Origin of the sequence: Clostridium boliviensis (genome assembly GCF_033342255.1) — a bacterium.
In the GTDB taxonomy this organism is placed as follows: Bacteria; Bacillota; Clostridia; order Lachnospirales; family Lachnospiraceae; genus Lacrimispora; species Lacrimispora boliviensis.
Genome location: NZ_JAWONS010000329.1, coordinates 293,504 through 315,400, shown reverse-complemented (window position 1 = coordinate 315,400; position 21,897 = coordinate 293,504). Strand labels below are relative to the sequence as shown.

At 39.3% G+C, this 21,897-nt stretch carries 15 protein-coding genes and 1 pseudogene; 11 read left to right on the top strand and 5 right to left on the bottom strand.

Annotated elements, in window-relative coordinates; genetic code table 11:
* Positions 1-34: 34 nt before the first annotated feature.
* Positions 35-757 carry a DUF5131 family protein gene (locus tag RZO55_RS25110; protein ID WP_318066989.1) on the bottom strand — a complete coding sequence of 241 codons (723 nt, stop codon included), beginning with the start codon at positions 755-757 and terminating at the stop codon, positions 35-37.
* Between the two features lie 226 nt (positions 758-983).
* On the opposite strand from RZO55_RS25110, the gene RZO55_RS25105 reads away from it, so the two are divergent.
* The gene (locus tag RZO55_RS25105) at positions 984-1,208 is read left to right on the top strand and encodes a hypothetical protein (RefSeq protein WP_318066988.1); all 225 of its coding nucleotides are present in this window, start codon (positions 984-986) and stop codon (positions 1,206-1,208) included.
* Positions 1,209-1,462: 254 nt separating this feature from the next.
* Here the strand turns inward: RZO55_RS25105 and RZO55_RS25100 are convergent, their stop codons facing one another.
* Positions 1,463-2,086, bottom strand: a complete 624-nt coding sequence (locus tag RZO55_RS25100) for a polysaccharide deacetylase family protein (protein WP_318066987.1) — start codon at positions 2,084-2,086, stop codon at positions 1,463-1,465.
* 122 nt (positions 2,087-2,208) lie between these two features.
* Between RZO55_RS25100 and RZO55_RS25095 the strand changes: the two genes are divergently transcribed.
* From RZO55_RS25095 to RZO55_RS25085, 3 genes are all read left to right on the top strand, one after another.
* Positions 2,209-3,948: an ABC transporter ATP-binding protein gene (locus RZO55_RS25095; protein WP_318066986.1), complete on the top strand. Its 1,740-nt coding sequence runs from the start codon at positions 2,209-2,211 to the stop codon at positions 3,946-3,948.
* Between the two features lie 23 nt (positions 3,949-3,971).
* The gene (locus RZO55_RS25090; protein WP_318066985.1) at positions 3,972-5,681 is read left to right on the top strand and encodes an ABC transporter ATP-binding protein; all 1,710 of its coding nucleotides are present in this window, start codon (positions 3,972-3,974) and stop codon (positions 5,679-5,681) included.
* 213 nt (positions 5,682-5,894) lie between these two features.
* The gene (locus RZO55_RS25085) at positions 5,895-6,242 is read left to right on the top strand and encodes a cupin domain-containing protein (protein ID WP_318066984.1); all 348 of its coding nucleotides are present in this window, start codon (positions 5,895-5,897) and stop codon (positions 6,240-6,242) included.
* An 82-nt stretch (positions 6,243-6,324) separates the two neighbouring features.
* On the opposite strand, the gene RZO55_RS25080 is transcribed toward RZO55_RS25085, so the two are convergent.
* Positions 6,325-7,482 (bottom strand): alpha/beta hydrolase family protein, encoded by a 1,158-nt coding sequence (locus tag RZO55_RS25080; protein ID WP_318066983.1) that lies wholly within the window; start codon positions 7,480-7,482, stop codon positions 6,325-6,327.
* A 150-nt stretch (positions 7,483-7,632) separates the two neighbouring features.
* On the opposite strand from RZO55_RS25080, the gene RZO55_RS25075 reads away from it, so the two are divergent.
* Together RZO55_RS25075 and RZO55_RS25070 are read left to right on the top strand one after the other, a co-directional pair.
* Positions 7,633-8,211 carry a TetR/AcrR family transcriptional regulator gene (locus RZO55_RS25075; RefSeq protein WP_318066982.1) on the top strand — a complete coding sequence of 193 codons (579 nt, stop codon included), beginning with the start codon at positions 7,633-7,635 and terminating at the stop codon, positions 8,209-8,211.
* A gap of 45 nt (positions 8,212-8,256) precedes the next feature.
* Positions 8,257-9,081, top strand: coding sequence for an acyltransferase domain-containing protein (locus RZO55_RS25070; protein ID WP_318066981.1), 825 nt, complete (start codon positions 8,257-8,259; stop codon positions 9,079-9,081).
* A 180-nt stretch (positions 9,082-9,261) separates the two neighbouring features.
* On the opposite strand, the gene RZO55_RS25065 is transcribed toward RZO55_RS25070, so the two are convergent.
* Positions 9,262-9,909: a Vat family streptogramin A O-acetyltransferase gene (locus RZO55_RS25065; protein WP_318066980.1), complete on the bottom strand. Its 648-nt coding sequence runs from the start codon at positions 9,907-9,909 to the stop codon at positions 9,262-9,264.
* A 230-nt stretch (positions 9,910-10,139) separates the two neighbouring features.
* On the opposite strand from RZO55_RS25065, the gene RZO55_RS25060 reads away from it, so the two are divergent.
* The 5 genes and pseudogenes from RZO55_RS25060 (at position 10,140) to RZO55_RS25040 (ending at position 21,505) form a co-directional block, all read left to right on the top strand.
* The gene (locus RZO55_RS25060) at positions 10,140-11,045 is read left to right on the top strand and encodes an AraC family transcriptional regulator (protein ID WP_318066979.1); all 906 of its coding nucleotides are present in this window, start codon (positions 10,140-10,142) and stop codon (positions 11,043-11,045) included.
* A gap of 28 nt (positions 11,046-11,073) precedes the next feature.
* On the top strand, positions 11,074-11,565 hold the full coding sequence (locus tag RZO55_RS25055; protein WP_318066978.1) for a pyridoxamine 5'-phosphate oxidase family protein: 492 nt from the start codon (positions 11,074-11,076) through the stop codon (positions 11,563-11,565).
* A 299-nt stretch (positions 11,566-11,864) separates the two neighbouring features.
* Positions 11,865-12,833: pseudogene (locus RZO55_RS25050) on the top strand (penicillin-binding transpeptidase domain-containing protein).
* 156 nt (positions 12,834-12,989) lie between these two features.
* The gene (locus tag RZO55_RS25045) at positions 12,990-19,106 is read left to right on the top strand and encodes a glucoamylase family protein (protein ID WP_318066977.1); all 6,117 of its coding nucleotides are present in this window, start codon (positions 12,990-12,992) and stop codon (positions 19,104-19,106) included.
* Between the two features lie 5 nt (positions 19,107-19,111).
* Positions 19,112-21,505 (top strand): glycoside hydrolase family 94 protein, encoded by a 2,394-nt coding sequence (locus RZO55_RS25040; protein WP_318066976.1) that lies wholly within the window; start codon positions 19,112-19,114, stop codon positions 21,503-21,505.
* Between the two features lie 67 nt (positions 21,506-21,572).
* Here RZO55_RS25040 and RZO55_RS25035 read toward each other — a convergent pair whose 3' ends face one another.
* Entirely contained in the window at positions 21,573-21,812 is a 240-nt protein-coding gene (locus RZO55_RS25035) for a DUF2614 family zinc ribbon-containing protein (protein WP_318066975.1), read from the bottom strand.
* Between the last annotated feature and the right edge of the window lie 85 nt (positions 21,813-21,897).

Genomic DNA, 21,897 nt, shown 5'->3' with positions numbered 1-21,897 from the left:
CTGGCTGCCATCTGCTATATTACACAGGCGGTGGTTAAAATAATTTTTGACCATTTAAAATATTAATACCAAATTCTTTCGATTTCGCCGTTTGTTTAAACGGATTTATTTTTTCTACTATGCCCTCACGCTTAAAAAGTGAGCCAGTATTTTTGAACCAAAATGTTTTATTCGCTTTCACGCATTGTTCACGGATATTAAGAACCCACTCAAAGTCACATTCACGAGCTTCCCGCCCGGATTCACCACCAACGGTCACATGCTCCACTCCGTGAAGATATGGCATTAGATCTATCGGTTCTAAAAGCGGAGCACATGCGATAAAGCGCCGCTTTATCGGATAGGACAAAAATAACGGTAGTCGGTAATCAGCTAATTCCTGATTTTCCACAGTACAACCGATATTCACATTGTCATACCCTGTGCCCCAATCAGATGGAAGAGATACAGGGAAACGGTCAATCCGCTTTGTCAAAATTAAAAATTCTATATCAGTTCTTTCTTTGATGACAGCCCAAACAGCTTTACGCCATTCATCTGCTTCTGGAAGAAAAAAATCAGTTGCAAAACAGGTTGCAAGGATTTTATTCCCTTTGATGTTATATTCTCCTTTCGCATTTCTTCTTATGGGCCAATCGAATTCATCTGTTTTTTGTATGGTATTTTGACCATAGCGTTTCCCATATGGTCCGTAAAAATAACAATTTGTACAACCCTCACTTGCTTTATAACAGCCTGTCCACGGCTCCCAATTCATAAGCTTCCTCCTCTTTTACCCCTCTTTGAAATTCATATTTTCTTGGTAGTATACCTAATTCAACATAGTTATAAATCTGTTTTTGATTATAGCATAATTGACAAGTACAAACAATGAGACGGCTTGCATTTCACCGTTGGATAAGCCCCAGCATATAATGGTTATACGCCTGAATGAGATCAAAACCGGCGCAATTGATACAATATTAGGAAAGGTGGTCACAAGTATGGATAATTTAGCTGATAAGATCAGAAAAGAGATTGAGGCAAAAAGAGACCTGATTGCCCAAGCAGAAGCTATGTATGCTGATCCTGAAAAACAGAAACAGACAGAGGAGCTTGTACTGGGGATATTGAAGGAACAATTGTCAAAAATGAAGGAATACCAGCAAGCTCTGGAATCTGTGTTAACTTCATCAGAGGAACAGACCAGAGAGGAGCAGGACTCCTGATCATGGACAAAGGATTCTGTTCTCCAACACCACAAGATAACATGTGACAATAAAAATCCTCCTTCTGCTACAGGGGGAGGATTTTTAGTTATGAGGGACTTTCACGGTAGCCATTCCCTCTTTTATCATTTTTCCAATACTTTGATTATGTGCCCTGCGTATTCTTTTCAGACTGAACAATGTATCGGGATTATTATTTATTATATTCACTCCAAATTTACAAGTTACAGTTGCTTTAAAACCAAGTTTTTTAATTATATTTTCCAGATTATCGTTATATTTGCCATTTGACCGCATCCATAACGTATTTTTGAAATTTTATGCAAACCATAGGAGTGGTTTTGCATTTCAACCAATCCGGATTCCTGCATTTCTTTTACTTCATCCCATGTAACATGAGAATATTCAATATTTTCATCTTTTACCTTTGAAAACTCATCCACACTTTTTCCAATGATAGATAGAACTATTTTCATATTATATTCTTTTAACAGTTGATAAACATTTAAATAGGTACTAAGATACCCATCATCAAAGGCCAGAATGACTGGATTTTGGGGTAAATCTTTCTTATTATAAACATAATCAATTAATTGTGCCATCGTGATAGTATTGTAATTATTATCTTTTAAATACTTTAAATCACTTTCAAATTCAGAGGGGCTAATGACATCATTGCCCAAACCACTGTCTTTTACCTGATGATACATAATGATCGGAACTATAATTCCATCAACGGTTTGTACGGAAGAAACCGCGTTGATTTTATAAATACTTTTGATGATAGAGATAGATAACAAGCTGTAAGTTATGACTAGAAGTAATTTTTTAAGATAACATCTATATTTTTTTGAGGACCCCATATTTCTTCCTTCCACTTATTTATAATAATTGTATGCTCATCAAACTAATGGTATACTATATAGAAATTAAAAACCGGGTAGATTAAGCAGAGAAGAAATGTTTAGAAAAAATCCGGAACAGAAATGGGGAGGGGAATATGAAGCAGCGTAATAAAAAGAGATTGTCAATTTATCTATGGGTATTATCATTTTTTAAGCCTTATACAGGGCTTTTACTTTTGTTCATCTTTTCAGGAGCAGGTACAATTCTCTGCGAAATGTCAATTCCGTATTTTATACAGGTTTTTATAGACAAGGCTGTTATGCAGCAAGATATGAAGGCATTTTCAGGGCAGATTATCTATTTAGTTATTGCAATCATAACCATGTTAGTGTTTATCGCTTTGAATAATGTACTGCAGCGGGTTCTGCCAGAAAAATCAGCAAGAGATTTGCAGTATTCGGTATACCGACATCTGCGCAGGCTGGGATTTTCTTATTTTGAACGGAAACCTGTAGGTGAGACATTATCGTTACTGAATACAGAAGTTCTTGCAGTACAAAAAATTTACAGGGACTTTTTTCCTGGTACGGTTTATATGATTTTGTCCATTATTTTTCCATTAGCCGTCATATCAATAAAGGACTATCGTTTTACCCTGATTATCATTGGAAGTTACCTGCTGTTTTTTTCTTATGGACCCTATATGGATAAAAAAGTAGTGGAATTTCTGAAAAAGCAGACGGATACGAAAACGGCACTGGATAAAAAGACTTATGACAGTATCAGTGCCATTCAGGAGGTTCGGGCATATCATGCAAGAGAATGGGAAGTAGGGCGGTTTGTGGAGTCTTTCCGAAACTATAAAAACGCCCGGCTCGGTTCTCTTTTCTATCGGCTTTTGAGGCCTGCCCTATGCGTAGCCACAACAAGTATAGGAAATATCGGGTTTTTTGTATTTGGCTCTTATCTGGTAAAGCATGGTGAAATGACGGTAGGTCAATTCAGTGCATATATCTTTTATTTTATGATGGTTATGCGTCAAATCAATGGGCTATCCTACGTTTTCACAGAGCAGATGCATTTGTTGGGACAGGCAGAGAAATTATATGATTTTATCAAAGTGGAACCGGATATTTTAGAATCTAAGGAGCCTTATATACTCCCGCAAGTATCAGGAAATATCTCCTTACATAATGTTTCTTTTCATTATCAGGAACGAAAAGACATATTAAAGGAGCTAAGTCTGGATATAAAATCCGGCGAGCGCGTAGCCTTTGTTGGAGCAAGTGGGAATGGGAAATCAACCGTATTGAAATTACTTGACCGATTCTATGATCCACAGCAGGGGGACGTTACTCTGGAGGGGATTTCTTTAAAGAAGCTTTCCTTATCCCAGCTTAGAAACAGCATTGGATATGTATTTCAGGAAACTTACCTGTTTGGTACTTCGATTAAAGAAAATATACGGTTTGGAAATCCGGATGCCACGGACGAAGAGGTGATTCAGGCGGCAAAAGCAGCCTATGCCCATGAGTTTATTATGGAAACCGGGCAGCAATATGAAACACTTGTGGGAGAGCGTGGTATTAAATTATCCGGGGGCCAGAAACAAAGAATTGCCATAGCCAGAATGTTTATTAAAAATCCTGCCATTCTCTTGCTTGATGAAGCTACTTCGGCCTTAGATAATGTAAGTGAGGCCTATATTAAGAAAGCTCTTGACCAGTTAAGTAAAGGGAGAACAACAATAGCCATAGCCCATCGCATTACCACGATTATGGACTATGATAAAATCGTCTATATTCACGATGGGAAAGCAGCTGAAATTGGAACATATGAGGAACTGATGCAAAGAAAAGGGTTATTCTATGAGCTGGTAGAAGGTGTCAGTTAATTGGGGGAAGGATGTGGTGTTTTATGAGTCATATACGGTGGTACTGGAAATATATTAAGAAAAGCAAGTGGGCATTCGTGGGCGCCTGTATCATTATGATATTGGAAATTATAGCAGCAACGTCTAAAATTGGACTTCAAAAGTGGTTAATTGACTCTGTTTTTACACAGGGGAATTATCAGCTGCTTCCAAGGCTGCTTTTACTTATAACAATTGCCTATCTGCTGGGAGCGGTTACTCCATATTGGTCAGAGTGGGTTCTGCACAAGATTGGGTATGCAGTACGGGTGAATGTCGGGGAAGTATTAATGGAGGCATTGTATCGAATGCCGTTATCACAATTTCAAAATGAGAGAATTACAAGATACGTGGATTATTTTACAAATGATTTGGAATTAATTGGTGAGAACGTTTACCGCATGCCTCTTACTCTGCAGGATTTACTCAAATTAATTGTTCTGGTTGGTATCATGGCATATTTAAGCCCATCAATACTTCTTATAGTGACAGTTATGATAATTTTATATTTTATTATAGGAAAAGGCTACAAAGAGCGAATGAAGGTCAAGTCCATAGAGGTAAAAGAAAGCAGAACTAATCTTTTGGTTCACATTGAAGAAGGTATTTCTTCCACAAGAGAAGTAATTGCATATAATCGAATGGACTGGGAAGAAAAGATATATCACAGGCTATTTAAAAAGTATTATATTAAAATATTGGAGGAAGTAAGAATTATAAACGAGCAGTTGTTTTTAACGGCTCCTCTGCGCTGGGGAACCAATCTAATCGTATTGATCTATGGGGGTTACCTGGTATTGCATAGTCAGATGACTCTTGGTACCTATCTGATTTTATATCAATATTCCTCCAATATGGCAGCTTCATTGCAGGCCGTTTACGATTTCCATGTACGCTGGACTTCCTTTGAAGTCAGCATTGAGCGTGTCAGATCGGTTATAGAAAGTGCGCAGAAGGATACAGGAAAAAAATCGATTGATCAAATTGATAATATAGTCTTTGATAACGTTTCCTTTCAATATTCAGGAAATTCTCCAAAGGTATTAGATGAATTATCGCTTTCGATACCAATCGGAAAAAAGGTGGCAATTGTCGGAGCCAGCGGTAGTGGAAAATCAACCATTGCAAGATTGCTTATTCGGTTTTTCCAGCCCACCGATGGAACGATTCGATTCAATGGAACAGACATATATGAAATGAGAGAAGATGAATACGATTCCTGTTACAATATTGCGTTTCAGGAGCCTTATTTCTTTCCCGATACGATTCGAAATAATATATTGTTTGGGAGAATGGGGATTTCTGATGAAAAGATGGTAAAAATATGCCGGTTGGCACAGATTCATGAGGATATAATGAAGCTGGATCTTGGATACGACGCAGTGATAGGAGAACGGGGGATCAGTTTGTCAGGCGGTCAGAAGCAGCGTCTTTCCCTTGCAAGGGCGCTGGCAGCAGATTCTGAAATACTGATTCTTGATGAGGCGACGTCTGCGCTGGATCTTGAGACGGAACGTCAGATTCAAAAAAACATGGATGAATTACGCCAGGGTAAAACCACAATTATTATTGCACATCGTCTGTCCACAGTTCAGAATGCAGATAAAATCTATGTTTTTGACAATGGAAGGGTGGCAGAAGCTGGATCTCATAAGGAGCTCATGCAGAATGGTTCCGTGTATGCCAGCCTTGTACACGCCCAGACAGAAATGTAAGATAAACAAAAATTATTTCTTGACCTTCCAGTAGCTGGACCTTCTAGAATGATAGTATCATTATAGCAGGAGGGTGCTCTGATACCATCTCTGAAATATTTGCTTATACTATTAGTGAAGAGGCTGACAGGGTTCGAGTATCGAATAGTATTATTTATTTTTGTACAATCGGGGTATATTAAAGTTAAGCATAAATGAAAGGAGAATTTATCTATGAATAAGTTTATTTTTAGTGATTATTTTCATATGCCCCAGGGAAAGATTGCTAAACGTATGATCTTCAAAAGTGATAATGTAATTGCTTTTATACTAAACATTGCAAAAGGGAAAATACTGCCAGGACACACACATCTGGAATCAACCCTTCTTCTTCAGGTCATGGAGGGGGAAGCCAGAGTGGTAACGGATGGCAATGAAACTCTGCTGCATGTGGGGGAGTTAATGCAGGTTGACGGGAAGGAAAGCCTGCAGGTTATAAACATAGGCGAAAATGTCTTGCGTCTTTATGTCACAATTTCACCAATGGGTTCCGAATCTTTTGCAAAAGATGCAGATGTTTAATGTCATTAAAAGTGGCATACAAAAGTCCAGAGGCATTGAGATTAATAATCCCGATCCCTCTGGATTTATATAAATTAAAATGTCATCTGATCTGATCAATCCAGTTAAGCATTACATCTGCCGCCAGCCCCAGATTCCCTATCTGGCAATGGGTATCGGCTGATTCCTCCGGAGTAAACATACGCGCGGTAAGAGAGCGTACTTTTGTCAATGTTAAAATCTGATCTGTAAACTGCTTTATCGGAACATAATGATCATTCTGCCCTGCAAGAAGAAGAACATCCTGTGTTATGAAAGGTGAAAAGGTCTTAGTTTTATAGGAAAGCGTTTTATGGAAAAACTCATAAGGAGATTTACTTCCGGTTATATGCATTCCCTGCATAATTCCCCATTGCATCATTAAATTCTGTTCTGCCAGCTTTTTAAGTTCAGTGTTAACCTCTTCCTTTTTTTCATGAACCATCATGTCTTTAAAGGTATCTCTGAAAACTGGGTCGATTTGATGAGTCAATACATCGAAAAAGTCCGTTAATATATCATATGCAATCACTTTTTTCACTCTTTTTTCATATGCAGCAGCCCTTAAAGATAAATAACCGCCAAGTGATATACCGATCAATGTTACATCATTCAACCGGTAATAATCAAGAATTGATTTTACAGGCTTTTCCCATTCATGAGTCATTGGTAAATTATAATCCTCCAAAGCACTGCCCTGACCTGGCCCGTCAAAACAGATAACATCATATCCGGCATCTTTTAAATTCATAGTCATCAGAAAAAACTCTTCAATATAGCTGTCGAAACCGCCGAAAAAAACAATGGTGCTTTTCGGGTTTTCAGGTGATATACGGTAAGCTGAGAGATAACCATTTTGATAAGGAATCATAGAGTGCTGGTTTTCCTGGATTCCATAAAAATCACAGGTAAGAGATATAAACCGTTTGCGTAACTTTTGTTTGTCCGGATTAGAATCAGGCATATAAAACTCAGCACCACGGAAATAATAAGCCGCTTTTAATTTTTCATTTTTTTCGAGAGAAATATCACCAAGCTCAATAAACGATTTTATTAAGTCACTATATGAATGAATTGTATTACTGGCATTGTGCATTTCAGTCAGCATTGTTTTATCATTAGTCCAATTGTAAAATCGGTTCATTTGAAAATTGACGCTTGGGTCTGGATGCAAATGATAAAGTCCTACCGGAAAATCGCTTGTTGTCCATTTTTTTGTCATATTGAAAACTCCTTTCTTGTTTTAACAATTAGTAGTATAATAGAGCCGAATTTTATATTCAATGATGGATAAAATAGATTTCGGGGTTTATGCAACGAAGCTGCTTTAATTGTTGATTATGTAGGAAATAATAGAAAGGTGGGGGTAAAAATGTCTAATGAAAATGATTTACGGATTATAAAGACTCGCAGGCTGATAAGGGTAGCGTTCGTAGAATTGCTGGAAATAAAAGGTTTTAACGGAATAACAATAAATAATATTGCAGACAGGGCAATGATTAACCGATCAACCTTTTACCTTCATTATACCGATAAATATGATCTGTTGCAGCAGACTATGGAGGAAGCTTTGAAAAATATATTGCAGATGGTGACTCCTGAGTTGCATATTATCGATGGGAAACTAGAATATGACAGCTTTGTACAAAATATAAGCTCCATTCTTAAGATAATTGAGCGTGATGCTACGCTTTATAAAATAATTTTAAATAATAAAGAAATGTCAGGAATAAGCGAAAAATTTGAGAATGCATTGATTGAAAAGCTAGACATTTGTTTTCCGGATCATATTTTAATTTCAAAAGATTTATTTTTAGAGATGATCACTTCGCTGTATATGTCAGCCATAAAATGGTGGCTGAATAATGATATGAAATACTCACCAAATTTTATGGCAGAGCAGCTGGTTAAATTATTGGTGGCAGGACCAACTAAGTCTATCGGAATTTAAAGTGGATACAGGCAGCCGTTTTTTTAATTGAAGAAAGGAGATTAAATGAAATTAATCGAACTATGCAGCATGATAGAGATACAAAATGAGGTACAGGAGAAATTAATTGACGTTGAGAAAGAGATCGATTTTAATGCTATAAAACAGGTAACAGAGCAGATGAAGCACAAAGAATATTGGGAAAGTGGGCTTGAAGAATTAAATAAAATGCTGTCTCCTGATGAAGATGGCTTTAAAATTCTAACCTGCCAGCTGCATTGTGTGTGTGATATTTATGATGAATATTTAAAGCTTGGAATATCAAAAAATATCTTTATCGACACTATGAAATTTTTTCCCAGATTTTTGCAGGATTATAAAGATAGAAACGGAAACTATCGTTATGTTTGGTCATGGTGGGCAGTACGTCAGATATCAATGGTGGAATATCGGATTGGCGTGCTTGAATATGAGATGAGAGTAGAAAATGATAAACATTTGATTGATATACATATTCCGGCAGATGCTGATATGGAAATAAGCAATCTAAGGAAATCCTACCTGGATGCTTTGGGATTTTTTGAAAAATATTATCCGGATTTTTCCGGAGCTGATATGGTCTGCAGTTCCTGGTTGCTTGCACCATCATTGAAAAACGTTTTACCCGAGAAATCCAGAATATTGGAATTTCAGAAAGCGTTTGACATACAAGCCATGGATGAGGATAGTCGGGGATTTATGGATTGGGTATATGGGAGCAGAGATATTCCTTTAGAGGAATTGCCGGAAAATACTTCCTTACAACGAAGACTTAAGCCCTTCTTACGAAACAATGGAAAGATTGAATGGACTACCGGAAGGCTGGTTTCTAATCCATTCTGTGAAAGTTAAAACAATTTGGAGGTAAAATTAGATGAATATAAAATTTGATCCCAATAACAATATCATTAAACTCTGTATATTGGGGATGAAGCGCTTAATACTTACAAGCGCTAATTAATGGCTTTCATAAACGAACAGCCCCGGCTTATAAAGAAATCGGGGCTGCTTCTTTAAATTTCTGAGTTACTCTTATTCGTGAACTGGTTTAATCTCCGTGATCTTTTTCAGGTCTCCGCTGCACAGGACATCAAGATTATCAAATATTTTTTTTGCAGGCCAATCCCACCATTTAATCGTGAGAAGATGTTCAATAAGGTCATCATCAAACCTCTTTTTCAGTGTTTTACACGGGTTACCGCCTGCAATGTGGTAAGCAGGAATATCTTTTGTTACAACAGAATTAGCGGCGATAATTGCTCCGTCACCAATATGAATACCGGGCATTATGGTAACATTTTGTCCGATCCATACATCATTTCCAATTACAGTATCGCCTTTCAGGGGAAGGTCTTCCAATGTCGGCGTTGCTTTTTCCCAGCCGTTCCCCATTATATTAAAGGGATAGGTGGTAACGCTGTGCATTCTATGATTTGCACCGTTCATTATGAATTCAATGCCCTTTGCTATAGCACAAAATTTCCCGATGATGAGTTTGTCTCCAATAAATTCATAGTGGTGTGTGACATGCTCTTCAAACTTCTCAGCACCGTTTATGTCATCATAATATGTGTAATCTCCAATAATAATATTGGGGCGTGTCACGATATTTTTAATATAACACACACTTTTAATTGCCTCATTTGGATATATGGCTTTGGGGTATGGTCCGTATTGCATAAAAAATCCTCCTATATTTAACTCAGCTTAACTTTATCTATCTTTTAAAGTTTAGCATATCATACGTTGCTGTAAGTTACCAGTCTTGTGGAGCAATAATAATGATTATGATTGCAAAATTTACTCCCATTTGATAAATTAAAGTAAACATTAAATGGATAAAAAAGAGCAGACACGGTTAAGCATTTCTCCTCCGTCTGTGATAAATTGTTTGTAGTGAGGTAATCAATATGCACGCATGGGAATCCATACAAAAAACTTTGAATCATATTGAAGAAAATCTCGGTGAAGAAAATGAAATAGATACACTGGCAGAAATTGCTGGGTTGTCACCGTTTTATTATCAGAGATTATTCACACGGTTGGTTAAAACTTCAGTCCGTGATTATATTAAGCTGCGCCGTTTGGCAAAATCAGCAGAGATGCTGCGTTACAAAGAGAACCGCATTATTGACATTGCGTTGAATTACGGGTTTGGGAGTCACGTAACTTATACACGTGCTTTTACAAAAACCTACGGGATTACACCATCTGAATACCGGAACAGGAATATCAGTCTGCAAAATTTTGAAAAACCTGATTTATTGCTTAGTTATATAGTGATTAATGAAGGGGTACCTCTGATTAGTGATGGATTAGTTCTTGAAATGAACCGTAAATATCTGGAAAAACCAATTAACTTTCTTGGTGTATTAGGTTATTATCCGTTCCGTTCCGGCAAAATGCTTGGTGAAAAAACCGGTGTTGATACGATTGGTGATATTTGGGACAGGTTTTACAGTGAGATTTCATGTGTCAAGTATATCCCGGAAGGGCGGCGGATTGGTGTGTCTTATAAGGGGGATGCGCCAGAAGGTTATTCCAGTTATTTTGTTGGTGCTGAAATTGATAAAGATGAGAAAGATCATAACTTATTTAATTGGCAGCTGCCTGCACGGGAATATGTGGTCTGCGGATTTGAATCAGAAAACAACCAGCAGATGGTAGTTGGTATGGGGAAAGCAATGAAATACACCCGGTTTTGGCTGAAAAAGCATGGTTTAACAGCTGACGGATTTTTTCCTGAAATGTATTATAAAAGCAAATCTGACGTCGTTTATGCGGAGCTTTGGATTCCGTTTAAGAAACGAGGTTGATATATAATGAATAATGGAGGAAAAGAAAATGAGTGTGTACCAGGAAGGATTGAAATTACTTGAAGAACAATTTGGAAATGGAAAGGACAATGTGATATCACTTGCCACAATTGCAAGGGAACCGGGGAATGACGGGAAACCCCGCCCTGTTGTACGCAGTGTAGACGCTTATTATGAAGATTGTACATTCTATGCTGTTACAAATGCTAAATCAAATAAAATGCAGCAAATTGCTGAGAATCAGGAGGTTTCGGTTGCAGGATGCTTAGAGATGTTTACCGCTAACGGAGTCGCCGAAAACCTTGGATGGGTACTTGATCCGAAAAATGCTGAAATAAGAACAAAACTGCGCACAGCTTTTGCAGAGTGGTATGATATGGCCAATAATGAAAAAGACGAGAATTGCTGCTATTTAGCAATCCATCTCACAAAGGGAACATTAAATATTAACCATTGGGAAAAATTATACCACATGGATTTTGTAAATAAGACTGATATGGAAAATGGGGGGATTTTCTAAGAAACAGAGGGTATAGAGAAGGGGTTTAATATGCCTGCGAATAATATATTTACCGAAGAGGGGCGAAGATTCGCCCCTTATCTTTGGGGTTGCTGTGGTGGATAGTAAGAGGCATGTCATCTCAGATGTACAGACTGATCTGGATTTTATAATGAGTGTCCAGTACGAAACAGGATGTAACCGTATAGCTATAAACAAAGAAGCTAGGGATTGAAAAATACAATATAATATGGTAACATATAGTTAAATATTACAAATGTAATAATTGATTGAAATATTATATTTGGGGGGATTTAACTATGAGGTTATTAAAAATTAATACAAGTGAATATTGGTACTTGCATAAAGGTATAATTTCAACCAGGAATATTTATTATATTCTGGTTATTTTAGTATGCTTGAGTTGTTCAGGGTGTAAGGGGACAGTTAATAATGACAATGGGGGAAACATTGTTACAGTACCATCCACAATAGCAGCTTCCCAGGATAATACTACGGAGATAGTAAATGTTGACTATAATGATTGCTTCGATAATATTGAAGGGTGTGCTGTTTTTTTAAACAGCAATACAAATGTATATTATATGTATAATGAAGAGTTATGTGAAAAACGGTCATCGCCGAATTCAACTTTTAAAATCATTTCTACATTAATAGGATTAGAAAATGGGGTTATAAATTCTTTAGATTCAACTATGGGATATGATGGAACGAATTATTCAAATGAAAGCTGGAACAGAGACTTAAACTTAAAGGAGGCCTTTAGAGAATCATGTGTATGGTACTATAAAAAGGTTATAGTCCGTATTGGACAAAGTGAGGTTCAAAAATGGATCGATAATTTAGATTATGGAAACCATGATATAAGTGAATGAAACGGTAATGGAGAGAGTAAATTTCCAACATTGAATGGATTCTGGCTGGACTCATCATTAGAAATTTCACCTAAGGAACAGGTAGATATTATAAAAAAGATTTTTGAGGCTGAGACTGGTTTTTCCGATAGTAATATCAAAATACTAAAAGAACTAATGCTGACTCGAAAGAAGGAAAATGTTTCAGTTTATGGTAAAACAGGTACAGGTTATAATGATAAAACAGGGAATGTTAGTAATGGTTGGTTTGTAGGAATGTTAACAATAAATGATAATAAATACTATTTTGCAGTACGTCTGACTGACGATAAAATAAAAAATGTAAATGGACTAAAAGCAAAAGAAATTGCACTGAATATAATTAACAACTATTACGCTCGTCCAGAGTCATAATTAGAAAATCACCCCACAGTTTCAGGCAGCTGCCTGTGACTGCTCCAAAAAGAATTTAATTAATCTGGCAGGATATTAATAAAAATCATGAAAAATGCCACAATATAATATTGCGATATTTTTTTATGGTAAAATAGGCATAAGGAGGGGCTTCCATTGCAGATCCTGCTGGATAGAATTAATTTTAATATAAACTCACCATTTCTTCCAGTCATTTTATTGATATTAAGTATAATAATCTGTCTGGTACTGTTTATCCTGTATTACCGGTTATACCATTTTAATAAAAACGTGCGTTTTCCGGCTTGTTTTCAGGGGAATGGAGATAAACTGGGACCCAGTGAATGGGAGAAGCAGATGCTTGATCTGGCAGAGGGGCACAGTCAGGTCAGACTGACTGGGAACAGCTTCGTTCTGAATGATTATAATCAGGCTGCTTATAAAGAACTGAATAAGATCAGAGACACGATTTCAGCTTTGTCTCCAGGTCTTATTTCTCTGATTCCGGCTGCACGCTGGCTTTACGATAACTTTCAGATTATGTACCGGGAAATTAAGAAAGTCCGTACTTCCGGCACAAGCTACGCTGTATTGCCGATCCTGAAGGGAAAGGAATACCATAACTTTCCCCGGATCTATGTTGTAGCTAAGAAGATGGTGGCTCTTTCCGGCGGTCATTTAAGTGAAGAAAACATTTCTGTTATGCTGTCAGCCTATCAGCAGAAGATAGCTCTTACGGATAAGGAGATCTGGGTTCTGCCGGAAATGCTGGGATTTTGTGTACTTGAAGAAATTATTGTAGTTGCAAAAGAGATACTTCATATGATTGAAGTGAAGTCCAGGGCAGAAATATTTCTCCGTGAGAAGCTGGACCGCAGACAGGGACCGGCCGATTTATCTGCACTGCTTTGCAAAATTGAGGATAATCTTAAGTCTCACTATTCCTTCCATGCTCATGTCATCTATCTGATGAGAAATATGTCATTTGATGAGGCTTCCATACAAAGATATCTGGAATATCATTTTGCTTCCAGGGAAAGACAGGTAAAAACTTCCACTGTGTTCCAGGAAGAAGGAAAGATCCAGTCATTTCTTGAGACAAGTATCAGGACACTGATTGTCAGCTTAAGAGACATCAATGAAGTCGATGAAGAAACGTTTTTTGAGAAATATTCCTGTCTGGAGCAGATTCTGTCTAAGGATCCGGCAGGTGTCTACACAAAAATGGATCTGGAATCCAGAGGAATGTACCGTGGAATCATTGTTAAATTATCACTCCGTTACCGGTTGAAGGAAGAAAAGATAGCAAAAGACTGTCTGGATCTGGCGGTTCAGGGGAGAGATGATCTGCATTGTTCTCATCATGTGGGAACCTATCTGTTAGGAAAGGGTTATCCGCTTCTGAAGGCAAAGGCATTGGGAAAACCCATTCTCAACAGGATTAAGAAGAAATGGAATGCAAAAGGATTTGTTTACTTCCTGTCCCTGTTTCTTATGCTTTTGGGACTGGGGGCCTGCCTGTTGTATGCTTTTTGCGCCCTGGCCGGTATACAGGCTGTCGGAAGGTATGTCATTATCATCCTGGCAGTCTCACCACTGTTGATTGGTATTTCCATAGAGATTATCAATTTTATATTTACCAGAAGAATAATAGTCAGAAAAATTCCTGCACTGAATTATCTGCTGGAAATACCAGATGATGCCAGAACTTTTGTAGTCATGCCAGTTATTGTTTCTTCAAAGGAACAAGGTTTGGAATACATGGAGCGTCTGCAAAAGCATTATCTTGCAAACCCGCAGCCTAACCTTTTCTTTGCACTGCTTCTAGATTATGAAGACTCAAAGGAGCAGTTCATGCCAAAGGATGAAGCAATCCTGAATGCTCTTACTGCCCGCATGAAAGAACTAAATGAACTCTATCCGTCAAATCACCAGCGCTTTTCCCTGTTCTTCCGCTGCCGGAAGTGGAATAAGGCAGAGAACTGTTATATGGGATGGGAGCGAAAGAGAGGAAAACTGGAAGAGTTTAATAATCTCTTAGACGGGATCGGAAAAGAAAATACCACCTTTTCTGCCATTTATTGTGACGAAGCGCTTCTTACCACGTTTCGTTATGTGATAACACTGGATGCAGATACGAATCTGATTCGTGACAATGCTTCCAAACTGGTAGGGCTGATCGATCACCCGCTTAATAGACCAGTTCTTAATTCCACTGGTCAAAGGGTGGAAGAAGGATACGTCATTATTCAGCCTTCTGTCCGAAATCATATCCCGGATAGGAATAGCAGCAGATTTACGAAAATATTTGGAGGAGAATCGGGGCTTGCCCATTACGGGACCGTAATATCAGATATTTACCAGGATATTTTTAACGAAGGAATCTATATTGGGAAAGGAATTTACGATAGAAAAGCTTTCAGCACAGTGCTTCATAATAAGGTACCGGAAAACCGGATTCTCAGCCATGATCTGTTTGAGAGCTGTTATGCACGAACGGCATTTTCAAGTACTGCCAAAATTATGGATAATTTCCCCAACAGTGTTTTGTCCTTTACAAAAAGGGAGCACCGCTGGCTGCGCGGAGACTGGCAGCTTCTGCCATGGCTGTTTATGAATAAGACATCGGATGGAAGAAGCTTAAGTCCGTTATCAAGATGGAAGATTTTTGATAACCTCAGACGAAGCCTGGTTCCACTCAGCAAGACATTGTTCATATTGCTGAATCTTATATGGATGCCAGAAGCGTTTTATCTATGGCTCCCAATGGTTTTCTTTCATGATCTGTTTCAACTGGTTATTCTGCTGTGTGCTGTGATTACCCGCAAACTTTTTCGGCCAAAACTTGCGATTGTGTATAAAGGATTTTTAAAAGAACTGGCTGTGATGGTCACAAGAGCATTTCTGGAGTTTACAATCACCCCATACCGTGCTTATGTAGCATTGGATGCAATGATCAGAACCCTGTACCGGATTTTGATCAGTAAAAAAAATCTGCTCCGCTGGAATACGGCTGAAGCAGTGGATGCTTCTGTTATCAATACCCAGAAAGGCTATTTCATCACCATGTGGAGTTCGCTGCTCCCTGCGCTTTGCCTTTTATTCCCATTATTAATGGGCAGTCTGCCTCTGGCAGGAATGATTTTAACAGTACTCCTCATGGCCGACTGGTTCTTAGCATTTGAAATTGCTTATCAGATCAGTCAGCCGGAAAAGAAACTGCATCAGAGTGATAAGGCAGAAGATAAGGAACTGCTTTTAAATACTGCACGCAAAACCTGGCAGTTTTTTAAAGAACTTTCCACAAAGGAAAACAACTGGCTCTGTCCTGACAATTATAAGGTATCAAGGATTGAAAAAGTCAGTGATAAAACATCACCTACCAACATCGGGCTTCAGTTTCTGTCGATTCTTTCAGCCAGGGATATGGGGTTTGAGACCTTAAGCTCTACGGTGGAGTCTGCTGAAAACCTGATGGAGACAGTTCAGAAAATGGATAAATGGAAGGGACATCTCTATAACTGGTATCATATTCAAACGTTAGAGGTGCTAAGTCCCGCATATATATCAACGGTGGATAGCGGTAATTTCTGGGGACATATGATTGCCCTTAAGAACGGCCTTCTGGAACAGATTGATAAGCCGGTCTATCCCGATTGCCTTGTGTCTGAACTCAGGGCGGCAATTATAAACAGCAATGAAGAGATAAAGCGGGAAACTGGCAGTTCCTGCGGGCATGGACTGAGAACTAAATACCAGAAGATAGGGGAACTGACAGAAGATCTGGCAGATATTTGGGAAAATCTAAACGAGAAAGAACAAATACCGCTGTCTCATTACCGTCTGACCAGGCATTTGATGAACCTTGCTGACAGTGTTGTGAATGAAGCTGTGGCTCTTAAGCTGAAGGATGAAAGTTTTTCTTCTTTTCCTACATTACGCCGTATAGCGTCAGAGGATAATAAATATGCAAACAACATGATTGACCGGATCAAAACACTGTGCAGTAAAATGGACAGCATGATAACAAATGTTGATTTTAAGTTCCTGTTCAATGAGAAGAGAATGCTGTTTCATATTGGATATCACGTATCCTCACATACACTGGACGGGGGATGTTATGACCTTATGGCTTCAGAGTCTTCCCTGACAAGCCTTCTTGCTGTAGCAAAGGGAGAAGTGCCATTAAAGCACTGGTACAAACTGGGAAGGCCGCTGACCATCGTAAAAGGGATTCCATGTTTGGTATCCTGGAGCGGCACGATGTTTGAATATCTGATGCCAGGTCTTGTACTAAAAGAATATGAAGGCTCTGTCTACCAGGAGACCTTTCGGGCAGCAGTACTCCAGCAGATAAAGTACGCAAAGGAGGCAGGTATCCCCTGGGGAATATCAGAATCTCAATATTACCGTTTTGATTTAAATGGAAATTACCAGTATAAAGCATTTGGAGTACCAAAGATAAGACTTCAGCCGGTCCGCAAAAATTCACTGGTGGTTACTCCTTATGCTACCATATTGGCACTGGATACGGCAGAAAAGGAGTGTATGAGTAATTTAAGGAGGCTGAAAGATTTAGGAGCCTTTGGAGATTACGGCTTTTATGAGTCGGTTGATTTCAATGTGCCCAATTCCGTGGAACTGACACCTTATTGTATTGTAAAATCCTATATGGCACATCATCAGGGGATGAATCTGGCTGCCATTAACAATTACCTGAATGAAGGAATTCTCAGGGAACGGTTTCATGCGGAGATGATGATAAAGGCCACTGAAGTTTTGCTGGAAGAAAAACGCCAGTCTTATCTGATTTCCATTGCGAAACAGGGATATACAATTAAAATTGGTAAGACCCTTTTTACAGAGGACCGTTACAGCAACCGGTATATCAGTCATACAGGTGTAAATCCACCAGTTGTAAATTATTTATCAAATGGAAAATATTCCCTGATGATTACTTCAGATGGGGATGGCTTCAGCAAATATGAGGACCGCATGCTTTACCGCTGGAGATCAGATATTTATGCAAATACAGGCCATTATATCTATATTAAGGATATGAAACAGGGGAAGTTCTGGAGCACAGCCTATCATCCAACCAGTACAGAGCCGGAGGATTACCAGGTTGTATTCAGTCCTTACCAGGCTGAATTTACACGAAAGGATGGAGATATCACAACGCATATGATTGTGAGCCTGGATGCAGATCACAATTTTGAGGTACGCAAGGTCACTTTAACCAATAACGGGAATGAGGAAAGGCAGCTGGAAGTGACCAGTTATATGGAAGTGGTAAATGATACCCATATGGCAGAAATCAGCCATCCGGCGTTTAACAAGCTTTTTCTCGAAACGGAATATCTGAAGGAACAGGATATCTTTCTGGCAAAAAGGCGTCAAAGGAAAGAGCAAAGCAACCCGTATGTGATGCATATGGCAAGAACCGATGCCAGACTATGCAAGAAAATCGAATTTGAAAATGACAGAAAGCGATTTATAGGCAGGAATAATACGCTGGAAAATCCCGATTCCGTGGTTAACAGCATTGCCTTTTTTAACGATTCCGGTTTTTGTAATGATCCGATAATGAGTCTGCGGGGACAACTGTGCATCGGAGCAGGTGAATCTGCCTGCATATCTTTTATTACGGGTGTATGCAGCAGTAAAAAAGAGGCCATAAAAATTGCGGAGGAGCTGAATGTAAGCTACCGGATTGATGATATTCTGGAAAAATTCCGGCTTCAAAGCAACCTTGAGTTAAAGTATCTGGAGATAACCAGAACACAGTTGAATTCGTTTCAGGATATAATCAGCCCCATCTTTTATCCTGCAGGCATTTACAGGGGACCTCATGAAAATATCAGACGTAATTTTAAGAATCAGAGTTTCTTATGGAAATTCGGTATATCGGGAGACAACCCAATTCTGCTTTTCATGGTAAGGTCTATGGATGAGGAACGAATTCTAAAGGATGTATTAAAGGCATACGAATACCTGAGAGTCAATCTGGTTATGGTAGATTTAATTATCCTCATCGATTCCAAGTATGGGTATCTTCAGGAGGTGGATCAGTTAATCAATGATCTGACAAGTTCACTGCGTATCTATGATTCCGGAACCGGGAAGCCAAGCTTCTACACACTGCATACGTATGAGCTGCTTCCGGCTGAGTTAGATCTGCTATACACGGTTGCTAGAGTGGTATTCACAGAAAAGACTGGAATTTATTTTAATAGGAAAGAAAAAAAATCGGAGCTGCTGGAGGAGTATTAGGTCTTATGGAAAATTACGAGTTTTTTAATGGTTTCGGAGGATTTGTCTCTGAGGGCAGAGAATATGAAATCCTCCTGGACGGAAATAACAGGCCGCCGGCACCCTGGATTAATGTTATCTCAAACAAAAACTTCGGTTTCCAGATATCTGAGTCGGGGGCGGGATTTACCTGGAGCACTAACAGCAGGGAAAATAAGCTTACACCCTGGTCCAATGATCCAGTCAGTGACAATGCCTCAGAGGCAGTCTATATTCTGGATGAAATAACCGGAGAGGTAATGACCCCCATGTCCCTGGGCAGATCGGACAGGGGGATATACCGGGTGAGGCATGGCTTTGGATACAGCAGATTCCTTCACGAGGAATCACAGGTTGATCAGGAACTGACTGTTTTCTGCCCCCTGGATGAATCGTTAAAGCTATGGAACTTAAAGCTGACAAATCAGTCGGACAAAATAAAATATTTAAGCCTGACCTACTATGTGGAATGGGTCCTGGGTACGCAAAGAGAACAGTCGAATCCCTATATTCTTACCTCCTATGATAATGAATATGAATATCTCTATGCAAAAAACATTTACACCATGAATTTTCAAAACAACATTTCCTACTTATTCTCCAATGAGACAATTGTAGGATATACCGGAGACAGGCAGGAATTTCTGGGGCATAAGGGCAGCATCCGGGAACCGCGGGGAGCGGAGGTTAAGCTTACCTGCAATACAGGAGTGTGCTATGATTCCTGCGGAGCAATACAGGTTTCTGTTGCGCTTCAGCCTCAGGAAAGTAAACTTGTGGTATTTGGACTGGGTCAGAGCAGCAGTCTGAATGAGATAAACAAAATCAGAAATAAGTACAGGGAAGTGGCTGCGGCAGAAAAAGAGCTTGAAAGAGTCAGAGCATACTGGGACAGGTTATTAGGTACGATACAGGTAAAAACAAAGGACCGGGCAATTGATATTCTTGTTAATGGCTGGCTGCTCTATCAGTCTGTTTCCTGCCGTATTCAGGCGAGAGCAGGATTTTATCAATGCGGGGGTGCCTATGGATTCAGGGATCAGCTTCAGGATACTCTTTCCCTGCTTTTTACAGATCCGGGTATTCTGCGGGGGCAGATTTTAATTGCCTGCAGCAGACAGTTTGAAGAAGGGGATGTGCAGCATTGGTGGCATCCGCCTATGGGAGTTGGTGTAAGAACCAGGATATCCGATGATCTTCTCTGGCTGCCTTATTGCACGGCGGCTTATATCCGAAGTACAGGGGATCTGTCGATTCTAAAGGAAGTGGTGCCTTATATCAAAGGACCGGTACTGGAGGAAAACCAGCATGATATCATGTTTACACCGGAAGTGTCCGTTAAGGTTGAAAGTGTCTACGAGCATTGTAAAAAAGCCATTGAAAAGACGTCCTTTGGAGAACATGGACTTCCTCTTATGGGAGGAGGTGACTGGAATGACGGTATGAATGAAGTTGGAATGCTGGGGAAAGGGGAAAGTGTATGGCTTGCCTGGTTTTTTTATACCGTATTAAGTGACTTTATTCCTCTCAGCGATCAGGAAGGCGACAACGCTTATGGCCGGGAACTGGAACAGAAGCGGGAAAAACTGCTGCAGAGTATTGAAGAAAACGCCTGGGATGGAGAGTGGTACCTCCGGGCATTTTATGACGATGGATCGAAGCTGGGCTCAAAGGAAAATGATGAATGCATGATTGATTCCATCAGCCAATCCTGGAGCGTAATCTCAAAGGGAGCACAGGAGGAACGTGCAAAAACAGCAATGAAGTCAGCGTGGCGTTATCTGGTGAGGGAAGAGGATGCCCTATCCCTGCTATTGGCGCCGCCCTTTGATAAAACAAATAAAAATCCGGGATATATTAAGAATTATATCCCCGGAATCCGGGAAAACGGAGGCCAGTATACCCATGCGGCGGTCTGGCTTGCAATTGCAACAGCCATGCAGCACGATTATGACATGGCACAGACCCTTTTCACCATACTGAATCCCATCTACATTACGCAAAAAAAGAAGGAGGTTCTCCGATACGAGAAAGAACCTTATGTCATGACGGCTGATATATCCTTAAGCCCGCCCTATACAGGAAGAGGCGGCTGGAGCTGGTATACGGGGTCCGCAGGCTGGATGTATCAGGGTTTATTAAGCTGGTACCTGGGAATTAGAAAAGAGGGAAATGAACTGGTGATTGATCCGGCAACTCCTGCTGATTTCGGTGATTTTTCCATTGAATATAAGTATGGAAGTTCCCTTTATGAAATTCGGGTTGAGAGCAGAAGTAAGGGAATGCTGACAACGGAAACAATCACAGTGGATGATAAAACGGTTCATGGAAATAGAATTTTACTGGCAGATGATGGAGAAAAGCATTACATTGTAGTATAAAATAAGCGGCCCTGCCAGATCAGGAGATTTTTCCCTCCTTACCTGGCACCGGGCAATCAAATTGATTTTATTGCAATTCTTCGCCGCAATTACTGCAGATATTCGGATTCGATCCTTTTCCCAGATAGTGATTGCATTTCGGGCATCTCCAGTTAATCTTTGAAAAAATCACAATTCCTATAATGACTAAAACTGCTGCAGGGCGAATTGATAACAAAAATAAAGCGATTGCAACAATCAGGCCGAGAATGGGAACGAGAATTTGAAGTTTTTTCTTTTTCTTAAAAGCTTCTTTGGTATCTGACATGAATAATCCTCCTCATATGTTAATATTTTGTTAAAATTAGATACACTATAAATATAATACGGGAAAACGTTTACATTGCAAGTAC